9 protein-coding genes are annotated in these 11,395 nt (G+C 68.1%); 4 read left to right on the top strand and 5 right to left on the bottom strand.

Going from position 1 to position 11,395, the window contains the following annotated elements:
• The first annotated feature begins 50 nt into the window (after positions 1 to 50).
• From VKG81_RS20070 to VKG81_RS20060, 3 genes are all read left to right on the top strand, one after another.
• Positions 51 to 833 carry a hypothetical protein gene (locus VKG81_RS20070; protein ID WP_324398478.1) on the top strand — a complete coding sequence of 261 codons (783 nt, stop codon included), beginning with the start codon at positions 51 to 53 and terminating at the stop codon, positions 831 to 833.
• 228 nt (positions 834 to 1,061) lie between these two features.
• Entirely contained in the window at positions 1,062 to 4,679 is a 3,618-nt protein-coding gene (locus VKG81_RS20065; RefSeq protein WP_414685346.1) for a multifunctional oxoglutarate decarboxylase/oxoglutarate dehydrogenase thiamine pyrophosphate-binding subunit/dihydrolipoyllysine-residue succinyltransferase subunit, read from the top strand.
• A gap of 11 nt (positions 4,680 to 4,690) precedes the next feature.
• On the top strand, positions 4,691 to 5,518 hold the full coding sequence (locus tag VKG81_RS20060; RefSeq protein ID WP_324398476.1) for an SDR family NAD(P)-dependent oxidoreductase: 828 nt from the start codon (positions 4,691 to 4,693) through the stop codon (positions 5,516 to 5,518).
• 99 nt (positions 5,519 to 5,617) lie between these two features.
• Here VKG81_RS20060 and VKG81_RS20055 read toward each other — a convergent pair whose 3' ends face one another.
• The 3 genes from VKG81_RS20055 to VKG81_RS20045 are packed head-to-tail and all read right to left on the bottom strand — an operon-like array spanning position 5,618 to position 8,708.
• Entirely contained in the window at positions 5,618 to 6,472 is an 855-nt protein-coding gene (locus VKG81_RS20055; RefSeq protein WP_324398475.1) for a glycine betaine ABC transporter substrate-binding protein, read from the bottom strand.
• Complete coding sequence (locus tag VKG81_RS20050) at positions 6,469 to 7,671, bottom strand: NADP-dependent malic enzyme (RefSeq protein ID WP_324398474.1); 1,203 nt, start codon at positions 7,669 to 7,671, stop codon at positions 6,469 to 6,471. The genes VKG81_RS20055 and VKG81_RS20050 overlap by 4 nt, the downstream gene beginning before the upstream one ends.
• A 47-nt stretch (positions 7,672 to 7,718) precedes the next feature.
• Positions 7,719 to 8,708, bottom strand: a complete 990-nt coding sequence (locus VKG81_RS20045; RefSeq protein WP_324398473.1) for a malate dehydrogenase — start codon at positions 8,706 to 8,708, stop codon at positions 7,719 to 7,721.
• 165 nt (positions 8,709 to 8,873) lie between these two features.
• Between VKG81_RS20045 and corA the strand changes: the two genes are divergently transcribed.
• Entirely contained in the window at positions 8,874 to 9,977 is a 1,104-nt protein-coding gene (corA, locus tag VKG81_RS20040) for a magnesium/cobalt transporter CorA (protein ID WP_324398472.1), read from the top strand.
• Here the strand turns inward: corA and VKG81_RS20035 are convergent.
• Both VKG81_RS20035 and VKG81_RS20030 read right to left on the bottom strand, forming a co-directional pair.
• Complete coding sequence (locus tag VKG81_RS20035) at positions 9,974 to 10,573, bottom strand: suppressor of fused domain protein (protein ID WP_324398471.1); 600 nt, start codon at positions 10,571 to 10,573, stop codon at positions 9,974 to 9,976. The two genes, corA and VKG81_RS20035, sit on opposite strands and share 4 nt — an antisense overlap.
• Positions 10,570 to 11,395, bottom strand: an 826-nt coding sequence (locus VKG81_RS20030) for an ABC transporter ATP-binding protein (RefSeq protein ID WP_414685344.1), incomplete at its 5' end; no start/stop codon positions are given. The genes VKG81_RS20030 and VKG81_RS20035, both read right to left, overlap by 4 nt.

Genomic DNA, 11,395 nt, shown 5'->3' with positions numbered 1-11,395 from the left:
CAAGATCGGGTTAGCCTGGAGGGCACTGCTCGAACGCAGGAAGGATCACTATGAACGCCGCACGCCGGGGATCAAGCCCGCCGCCGCTGCCGGCCACGGCCGACGACAACCCCAGCGCGGCCGCGCGGGCGTTGTCGCAGATCCTCGAGCGCAGCGCCCGGGTGCAGGCCCCGGCGGTCGAGGCCTACGTGCGGCGGCTTCGCCGCGCGAACTCCGACGCGTCGCCGACCGAGATCATCACCAAGCTCGAAAAGCGCTACCTCGCCGCGGTCATGGCCAGCGGTGTGGCGGTCGGCTCCGCGGCGGCGATGCCGGGCATCGGCACCCTTGCCGCGCTGTCCGCGGTCGCCGGCGAGACCGTCGTGTTCCTCGAGGCCACCGCGGTGTTCGTGCTGGCGGTCGCCGAGGTGCACGCCATCCCGGCTCAGCACCGCGAACTGCGCCGGGCCCTGGTGCTCGCCGTGCTGGTCGGGGACGACAGCAAGCGCGCCATCGCCGACCTCGTCGGCCCGGGCCGCACCCGTGGCGCCTGGCTGAGCGAGTCGGCGGCCTCGCTTCCGCTGCCCGCGGTGTCACAACTCAACAACCGGCTCCTGAAGTACTTCGTCCGGCGGTATGCGTTGCGGCGCGGCACCATCATGCTCGGCAAGATGCTGCCGATGGGCATCGGCGCCGTCGTCGGTGGCGGCGGCAACAGGATGATGGGCCGGAAGATCATCGCCAACGCCCGCAAGGCGTTCGGCCCCGCTCCGAGCCGGTGGCCAGTCTCGCTGCACGTGCTGCCGTCCCGCCCGCATCCCGGATTAGACCCACCGCCTGACACGTTCACATAACGGACGTACTGTTGGAAATGACGGGTCCGGGAAACCCTGCTCTCGTGGTCGCCGGATGACCGAGGCGTTAGCCTTTTAGGCGGCGGAAACAGCAGGGACCGTCCCCATGCGATTGACAGGGTGGGCGAGCGCCGCGACGACGCTTGCTGGACAGATGAATCGAGGCGAGCAACTGCTGTGAGCAGTTCACCTTCCCCATTCGGGCAGAACGAGTGGCTGGTCGAGGAGATGTACCGGAAGTTCCGGGACGATCCCTCGTCGGTCGACCCCAGTTGGCACGAGTTCCTCGTCGATTACTCGCCGGAACCGGCGGGCAACGGGCAGCCCGGCACCCCGGCGCCGGCGGAGAAGACCGTCGAGCCGCCCGCTCAGGCGGTGCCGGCCGAGAAACCCAAGGCAGAAGGGCGCGAGCCGGCGACGGCTCCGGCCCAGGCACCGGCGAAGGCACCGGCGATTTCGACGCAGCCGGACGACCAGTTGCAGGTGCTGCGCGGCGCCGCCGCGGCCGTCGTCAAGAACATGTCGGCATCCCTGGAGGTGCCGACCGCAACCAGCGTGCGTGCGATCCCGGCCAAGTTGATGATCGACAACCGCATCGTCATCAACAACCACCTCAAGCGCACCCGCGGCGGCAAGATCTCGTTCACCCACGTGCTCGGGTACGCGATCGTGCAGGCGATCGAGAAGTTCCCGAACATGAACCGCCATTACGCCGAGGTGGACGGCAAGCCCAACGTCATCACGCCTGCACATACCAATCTGGGGCTGGCGATCGACCTGCAGGGCAAGGACGGCAACCGCCAGCTGGTCGTCGCCGGCATCAAGAACGCCGAGAAGATGCGGTTCGGCCAGTTCATCGCCGCCTATGAGGACATCGTGCGGCGGGCCCGTGACGGCAAGCTGACCGCCGAGGACTTCGCCGGTGTGACGGTGTCGCTGACCAACCCCGGCACGATCGGCACCGTGCATTCGGTGCCGCGGCTGATGCGCGGGCAGGGCGCGATCATCGGGGTCGGCGCGATGGAGTACCCCGCCGAGTTCCAGGGCGCGAGCGAGCAGCGGATTGCCGAGCTGGGCGTCGGCAAGCTGGTCACCTTGACCTCGACCTACGACCACCGCATCATCCAGGGCGCCGAGTCGGGCGACTTCCTGCGCACCGTGCACGAGTTGCTGCTCTCCGACGACTTCTGGGACGAGATTTTCCACGAGCTCGGCATCCCGTACGAGCCGGTCCGGTGGCGCACCGACAATCCCGACCCGATCGGCGACAAGAACGCCCGCGTCATCGAGTTGATCGCCGCCTACCGCAACCGGGGCCACCTGATGGCCGACATCGACCCGCTGCGGCTGGACAAGACCCGCTTCCGCAGCCACCCAGACCTCGACGTGCTGACGCACGGGCTCACGCTGTGGGACCTGGACCGGGTGTTCAAGGTCGGCGGGTTCGCCGGGGCACAGTACAAGAAGCTGCGCGACGTGCTCGGCCTGCTGCGCGACGCGTACTGCCGCCACATCGGTGTGGAGTACACCCACATCCTCGAGCCCGAGCAGCAGAAGTGGCTGCAGGAACGCATCGAGGTCAAGCACGACAAGCCGACGGTCGCACAGCAGAAGTACATCCTGAGCAAGCTCAACGCCGCCGAAGCGTTCGAGACGTTTCTGCAGACGAAGTACGTTGGGCAGAAACGCTTTTCGCTGGAAGGCGCGGAGACCGTCATCCCCATGATGGACGCGGTGATCGACCAGGGCGCCGATCACAGCCTCGACGAGGCGGTCATCGGCATGCCGCACCGCGGCCGGCTCAACGTGCTGGCCAACATCGTCGGCAAGCCGTACTCACAGATCTTCAGCGAGTTCGAGGGCAACCTGAACCCGTCGCAGGCGCACGGCTCCGGCGACGTGAAATACCACCTCGGCGCCACCGGAAACTACATCCAGATGTTCGGAGACAACGACATTGCGGTGTCGCTGACGGCAAACCCGTCGCACCTGGAGGCCGTCGACCCGGTGCTGGAAGGGCTGGTGCGCGCCAAGCAGGACATCCTGGAAAAGGGCGACGACGGCTTCACGGTGATGCCGCTGATGCTGCACGGCGACGCATCGTTCGCCGGGCAGGGAGTGGTGGCCGAGACGCTGAACCTGGCGCTGCTGCGCGGCTACCGCACCGGCGGCACGATCCACATCGTCGTCAACAACCAGATCGGCTTCACGACGTCGCCGAGCGACGCCAAGTCATCGGAGTACTGCACCGATGTGGCGAAGATGATCGGCGCGCCGATCTTCCACGTCAACGGCGACGACCCGGAAGCGTGCGTGTGGGTGTCGCGGCTGGCGGTGGACTTCCGGCAGAAGTTCAAGAAGGACGTCGTCATCGACATGCTGTGCTACCGCCGCCGCGGTCACAACGAGGGCGACGACCCGTCGATGACCCAGCCCGCGATGTACGACGTGATCGACACCAAACGCGGCGTCCGCAAGACCTACACCGAGGCGCTGATCGGCCGTGGCGACATCTCGATCAAAGAGGCCGAGGACGCGCTGCGCGACTACCAGGGCCAGCTCGAGCAGGTGTTCAACGAGGTCCGTGAGCTCGAGAAGCACGAGGTCGAGCCGAGCGAGTCGGTCGAGTCGGACCAGATGATCCCCGCGCGGCTGTCGACCGCTGTCGAGAAGGCGATGCTGACCCGCATCGGTGACGCGTTCGTCGACATGCCCGAGGGCTTCAACGTGCATCCCCGAGTCAAGCCGGTGCTGGAGAAGCGTCGCGAGATGGCCTACCACGGCAAGATCGACTGGGCGTTCGCCGAGTTGCTGGCACTGGGATCGCTTGTGGCCGAAGGAAAGACGGTGCGGCTGTCCGGCCAAGACACCCGCCGCGGCACGTTCAGCCAGCGGCACTCGGTGATCATCGACCGCAAGACCGGCGCGGAATTCACGCCGCTGCAGCGGCTGACGGTCAGCGAGGACGGCACCCCCACCGGCGGCAAGTTCATGGTCTACGACTCGCCGCTGTCGGAGTTCGCCGCAGTCGGATTCGAGTACGGCTACTCGGTGGGTAACCCGCAGGCAATCGTATTGTGGGAAGCCCAATTCGGTGATTTCGTCAACGGCGCCCAGTCGATCGTCGACGAATTCATCTCGTCCGGGGAGGCGAAGTGGGGCCAGTTGTCGGACGTAGTGCTGCTGCTGCCGCACGGCCACGAGGGTCAGGGGCCCGACCACACCTCGGCCCGCATCGAGCGGTTCCTGCAGGTGTGGGCGGAGGGCTCGATGACGATCGCGATGCCCTCCACCCCGGCGAACTACTTCCACCTGCTGCGCCGGCACGGCCTCGACGGGATCCGCCGGCCGCTGATCGTGTTCACGCCGAAGTCGATGCTGCGCAACAAGGCGGCGGTCAGCGAGGTGGCGGACTTCACCGAGCGCAAGTTCCGCTCGGTGCTCGAGGAACCCACCTACGAGGACGGCGACGGCGATCGCAGCACGGTCCGCCGGGTGCTGCTGACCAGCGGCAAGCTGTACTACGAACTGGCCGCGCGCAAGGCCAAGGACCAGCGGGCCGACGTCGCGATCGTGCGGCTCGAGCAGCTGGCCCCGCTGCCGAAGCGGCGGCTGAAGGAAACGCTGGATCGCTACCCGAACGCCGAGGACTACTTCTGGCTTCAGGAGGAGCCGGCCAACCAGGGCGCGTGGCCGACGGTGGGCCTGGCCCTGCCCGAGGTGCTCCCGGATCCGCTTGCCAACATCAAGCGGATCTCGCGGCGGGCGATGTCGGCGCCGTCATCAGGCTCGTCGAAGGTGCATGCGGTCGAGCAGCAGGAGATCATCGACGAGGCGTTCGGCTAGAGAGGGTCTTCATGGAAGGCTTCGCGGGCAAAGTCGCCGTCGTCACCGGGGCAGGCTCGGGCATCGGCCAGGCGCTGGCCATCGAGCTGGCCCGGTCGGGTGCCAAGCTGGCGATCAGCGACGTCGACACCGAGGGGCTCGCCGGCACCGAAGAGCGGGTGAAGGCCATCGGGGCCGCGGTCAAGGCCGATCGCCTCGACGTCACCGAACGTGTGCCGTTCATCGCGTATGCCGACGCAATCAACGAGCACTTCGGCGTCGTTAATCAGATCTACAACAACGCAGGCATCGCGTTCGCCGGTGACATCGAGGTCAGCCAGTTCAAGGACATCGAGCGGGTGATGGACGTCGACTTCTGGGGCGTCGTCAACGGCACCAAGGCGTTCCTGCCGCACCTGATCGCATCGGGCGACGGCCACGTCATCAACATCTCAAGCGTCTTCGGCCTGTTCTCGGTGCCGGGCCAGGCCGCCTACAACTCGGCGAAGTTCGCGGTGCGGGGGTTCACCGAGGCGCTGCGCCAGGAGATGGTCCTTGCGGGTCATCCGGTGAAAGTGACCACGGTGCACCCCGGCGGGATCAAGACCGCGATCGTGCGCAACATGACTGCGGTGGAGGGCCTGAACAAGGACGAGCTGGCGCGGACGTTCGACAAGAAGCTGGCCGGCACGTCCCCGCAGAAGGCCGCGCGGATCATCCTCGACGGGGTCCGCAAGAACAAGGCGCGCGTTCTGGTGGGTACCGATGCGAAGGTGCTCGACCTGATCGTGCGCGTCACCGGATCGGGGTACCAGCGGCTGTTCGCGGCCGTGGCGGCACGGGCGATGCCGGCCCGTTAATCACCTCGGGTCCCACAGGCCACATCCGCCACACCAGCACCGCTCTGCCTTTTGTGACATGAATCGCAAAAGTGATAGCGCATGCGATATCACCCGCTCCTACCGGCCCAGCGGGTGGGCCGCCAGCCAGGCCCCGGCGACCCGGCGCGGACTGGCGCCGCCCGCGACCTGCCGCCGCATGTCGGCCAGCGCGGCGGTGTCGAATTCGCCCGCCACCTCGTTCAGCGCCAGCACCTCGCGTTCGCCGAGTTCGTTGCGCCGATACAGCGGCACCACGTTCTCGGCGGGCACCAGCGGTGGCTGCCCGTCGGCCAGCACCACCACGTCGGGCGGCACGTCAGGATCGGCGCTGGTGGTCCACGCCGCGCTGATCCGACCCGCCCGCAGCGCGTCGAAAAGCGCTGCGTGGTCGGGAAACTCGCGGGCCTGCGGCAGCGTGCATCCGCCGACGCGAGCGGGCAGGCCGGCGCCGGCCACCGTCCCCATCGCCAGCTGCGGGCAGTGCCGCACCAGCGTGGTCAGATCGCGACCGCCCCATGCCGTCGCGGTCGCTTCGGTCACCGCTGCGGCGGGCGTGTCCTGCGCGGCGGGCGTGTAGTCGCCGGCGGCAACGCCCTCGGGCAGCGCGGCCACCATCGTGCGGTAAACCTGCTCGTCGGACACCGCCGTGGCGCCGGGCTGGAATGTCTGCAGCAGCCGGCCGGAGAGGCCGGGCACCACCTGGTATGCGCCGGTGTCCAGCCGGGTCAGCGGATCGGGTGCCGACTCGACGCGGGCCGGCGCCCCGTAGGACCGCAGCGCGCCGGCGTAGAGCTCCGCCAGCACCGCCGACTCGGCGTCCGGCCCGGACCCCACCACCAGTTCGCCTGCACCACGGCGGCCGGCACACGCGGCGGCCACCAGCACCGCGACGAGCGCCAGGACCAGTACCGGGGCCAGCCGATATCGCCTCACACCTCTATCTGGGCCGCCATCGCCACCGCCTCGGCGACCGCGGGCCCGACACGGGGGTCCAGCGGGCTCGGCACGATCCGATCGGCGGCCAGCTCGTCGCCGACCACCGAGAAGATCGCCTCGGACGCGGCCACCATCATTTTTTCGGTGATCCTTCGGGCCCCGGTGTCCAGCGCGCCACGGAACACCCCGGGGAAGGCGAGCACGTTGTTGATCTGATTCGGGAAGTCGCTGCGGCCGGTGGCCACCACCCCCGCGTACTTGGCGGCCACGTCGGGATGGATCTCGGGGTCCGGGTTCGACAGAGCGAACACGATCCCGCCGGGCGCCATCGTGGCGATCAGCTCCTCTGGAACCAGACCCGCCGACACCCCGAGGAACACGTCGGCGCCGTCGAGCGCCTCCACCATGCCGCCGGTGCGACCGGAGGGATTGGTGCGTTGGGCCAGCTCGGCCTTGACGCTGTTCATGCCGTCGCGGCCGGGATGCAGAATGCCGCGCGAGTCGAGCACGGTGATGTCTGAAATGCCCATGGCAAGAAGCAGGTTCGCGCACGCGACGCCCGCCGCTCCCGCGCCGGAGATCACCATCCGCAGAGCGCTCATGTCGCGGTCGAGCAGCTTCGAGGCGCCCAGCAGCGCGGCGAGCACGACGATCGCGGTGCCGTGCTGGTCATCGTGCATCACCGGGCAGTCCAACGCGTCGATGACGCGGCGCTCGATCTCGAAGCAGCGGGGCGCGGCGATGTCCTCGAGGCTTACGGCGCCGAAGGTGGGCCGCAGCCGCACCAGGGTCTCGACGATCTCGTCGGGATCCTTGGTGTCCAACACGATCGGGATCGAGTCCAAGCCGCCGAACGCCTTGAACAACGCGCTCTTGCCCTCCATCACCGGCAGCGACGCCGCCGCGCCGATGTCGCCGAGGCCGAGTACCGCGCTGCCATCGCTGACCACGGCCACCAGCCGGTTCGCCCAGGTGTAGCGGGCGGCCAGGGTGTGATCGGCGGCGATCGCGCGGCTGACCTGAGCCACGCCCGGGGTGTAGGCGATCGACAGGGCGCGCCGGGTGTCCAGCGGGGCCTTCAGCTGTACGGAAAGCTTCCCACCGACGTGAGCCTCGAAGATCTCATCGTCTGCGACGACGACCTGGGGGCATTTCTCCGGGGCGCTTTTCACCGCTTGCGGCACGATTTCGAACACGGCCTCAGGGTACTGTGCGCAGTCCTGAAGCCAGCTACGGGCTTGGCTCAGATCAGGCCCAGCTCGGTGACCGCCTTGCGCTCGTCGGCGAGCTCGGCGGTCGACTTGTCGATCCGGCCGCGGGAGAAGTCGTCGATCTGAAGGCCCTGGACGATGGACCAGTCGCCGGCCCTGGTGGTCACCGGGAACGAGGAGATCAGCCCCTCCGGCACGCCGTAGGAGCCGTCGGAGATGACGGCCATCGACACCCAGTCGCCCTCGGGGGTGCCGAGCAGCCAGTCGCGGGCGGCGTCGATGGTCGCCGAGGCGGCCGAGGCGGCCGATGAGGCGCCCCGCGCCTCGATGATCACCGCGCCACGCTTGGCCACGGTCGGGATGAAGTAGTCCTCGATCCAGGCCTGGTCGTCGAGGACCGCGGCCGCGTTCTCGCCGCCGACCTCGGCGTGGAACACGTCGGGGTACTGGGTGGCCGAGTGGTTGCCCCAGATCGTCATCTTCTTGATGTCGGTGAGGGCGGCGCCGGTCTTCTTGGCCAGCTGCGAGATCGCCCGGTTGTGGTCGAGACGCGTCAGCGCCGAGAACCGCTCGCGCGGGATATCCGGCGCATTGGTCATCGCGATCAGCGCGTTGGTGTTGGCCGGGTTGCCGGTCACGCCGACTCGGATGTCGTCCGCGGCGACCTCGCCCAGTGCCTTGCCCTGGGCGGTGAAGATCGCGCCGTTGGCCTCGAGCAGGTCGCTGCGCTCCATGCCCGGGCCGCGGGGACGGGCGCCGACCAGCAGGGCGAGGTTCACACCGTCGAAGATCTTGGTCGGGTCCGACCCGATCTGGACGCCGGCCAGCAGAGGGAACGCACAGTCGTCGAGCTCCATCACGACACCCTCGAGCGCCTTGAGGGCGGGCTCGATCTCGAGCAGTCGCAGCTCGATCGGGCGGTCGGCGCCGAGCAGCGAGCCGCTCGCCAGGCGAAACAGCAGGCTGTACCCGATCTGGCCGGCTGCGCCGGTGACGGCGACCTTGATGGGAGTTGTGCTCACGTCAGCTGCTCCTCGTGGTGAGAATGTCCGGGTGCAGGGATGGGTTCGGGGTCGAAACTAGCGCACCCCGGCCGCCCCGAAATCTCCGGTCCCAGTCTGGACAGCAACACGCGTAGCATTGACCGACGCTCGATCAGACTTGCGCCGCGACGGGAGATTGACCCGATGCCATCGTTTCGCGCGCTGCCGCCGCCGCTGCGACCAGCCGTGCGGGCCCGGCTTGCCGAGACGGACGCCAAGTCGATTCACATCCCCGTCGCGCGGGCCATGGTCGACTGCGGCGTCTACGTCGACGGCCAACGGATGCCCGGCAAATACACCCACGCCGGGGCGCTGGGGAAGGTGCGTGAACTGGAGGGGGAAGGCAAGCAGGCGTTTGTCTGGATCGGCCTGCACGAGCCGGACCATCACCAGATGCAGGCCGTCGCCGACGTGTTCGGGCTGCACCCACTGGCCGTTGACGACGCGGTGCACGCCCATCAGCGCCCGAAGCTCGAGCGCTACGACGACACGTTGTTCCTGGTGCTGAAAACCGTGAACTATGTCGAACACGAGTCGATAACGAATGCCGGCGAGATCGTCGAGACCGGCGAAATCATGGTCTTCGTCGGCCGGGACTTCGTGGTGACCGTGCGCCACGGCGAGCACAGTGGGCTGGCCGACGTGCGCAAGCGCATGGACGCCTCGCCCGCTCTGATGAAACCGGGTCCATACGTGATCATGCACGCGATCGCGCGCCACGTGGTGGACGGCTACCTCGGCGTGGCAGACCTCATCGAGACCGACATCGACGCGATGGAAGAGGACGTCTTCTCGCCGCGGATGCAAACCGACATCGAATCCATCTATCTGCTCAAACGCGAAGTCGTCGAGATGCGCCGTGCCGTCGCTCCACTCACGATCGCGTTGCAGCGCCTGAGCACCGACCACAACGACATGATCTCGGTCGAGGTGCGGCGGTACATGCGCGACGTGCTCGACCACAACATCCAGGCATCGGACCGGATCACCAGCTACGACGAGTTGCTGAGCTCTCTCGTCCAGGCCGCGCTGGGCAAGGTGGGCATGCAGCAGAACGTCGACATGCGCAAGATCTCGGCCTGGGTGGCGATCGCCGCGGTGCCGACGATGATCGCCGGCATCTACGGGATGAACTTCGACCAGATGCCCGAGCTGCACTGGGCGTGGAGTTATCCGATCGTGCTGGGCGTGATGCTGCTGATCTGCGTGTCCCTGTACACCACGTTCCGGCGGAACCACTGGCTTTAGACGCCGGGCGAGCCGGCGGGCCGGCCCGGGTCGAGCACGTCGACGCCGTCCTGTTCCCAGGCGCTGCGCAGCGCTTCGGCGCCCTTGAGCCGCACCCACGCCGCCTCGGTCGCGGTGATCGGCGTGGCCTTCACGAACACCACCGGGTCGCGCGGCGGGTCGGCGGGCAGTTCATCAATGTCGCTGTGCCCCAACAGGAATGCACTGAACGGACCGCCGGCCCACAGTCTCTCGCCGAGGTCGACGAGCGCGTCGGCCGTCAGGACCAGTCCCTCGACGGCCGGCGCGGCGGCCAGCACCGCCACACTGCGCGCCAGGCCGGTTGTGGTGGCCACCGGCCGCAGGCTGACCACCACCTCGGCCCGCGGGCCGTGCACCGGATCGGCGGCGACCGCGGCCGGGTCGCCCATCGGGTGCCGCGACGCACCGAGTGACACGTAGTGGACGGCGCCGTGCCGGTCGGGGCCGAACCGCAGCACGTGGATCGGTTGGACCCCAAGGAATGTCACGCCGGCCGAGTCGGGCTCGGCGGTGACGCCCAGGTCCGTGAAGTGCGCGCGCAGATGCCCGCGCGCAGCGGCGAGGACATCGGTCACTCCGGTGGCTGCACCGATTGCTCTTCGCGCGAGTCGCTCATCGGTGCCGTTTGCTCTTCGCGCGAGTCGCTCATCGGTGGAATCGTCAGGTTGGCGCCCGTGTCCGCGTCGAAGATCGCGATCTTGGTGGTGTCGAACGCCAACTCCAACGGCTGACCCTTGGTCACCTTGGATTCCGCGGAAACCCTTGCGACAAACTCGTTTTCGCTGGCACCGGAGTCCGCGGCCAGCTCAGCGAGCTGCTCGGCCTGAGCCCCGGCCCCGGGCGCGGTGAAGTACACGTACTTCTCGGCGCCCAGCGACTCGACCATCTCTGCCCTGACCTCGAACACCAGGGCTCGCAGCCGCTGATACAAGTCGATGAGCGACGCGTCCGCGAGGTGCTCCGGGCGAACACCCACGATCACCTTCCTGGGTGTCGGGTGCGCGACGAGCACGTCGTGGACCTCTTGCGTCAGCGTGATGTCGCCGAACGGCAGGCTGACGCCGACATCGGTCAGCGATGCCGGGAAGAAGTTCATCGCCGGTGACCCGATGAAGCCCGCGACGAACAGGTTGACCGGTTTGTCGTACAGCTCCTGGGGCGTGCCGATCTGCTGAGCCACGCCGGCGCGCATCACCACAACCCGGTCGCCGAGCGTCATCGCCTCGGTTTGATCGTGCGTCACGTAGACGGTGGTGGTGCCCAGCCGGTGCTGCAGCCGGGCGATCTCGGTGCGCATCTGCACGCGCAGCTTGGCGTCGAGGTTGGACAGCGGCTCGTCCATCAGGAAGGCCTTGGGATTGCGCACGATTGCGCGACCCATCGCCACCCGCTGCCGC

It is taken from the genome of Mycobacterium sp. (genome assembly GCF_035314905.1).
Classification (GTDB): domain Bacteria; phylum Actinomycetota; class Actinomycetes; order Mycobacteriales; family Mycobacteriaceae; genus Mycobacterium.
Note: the sequence above shows the minus strand (reverse complement) of the source record. Positions and strands in the feature narration are given on the sequence as shown.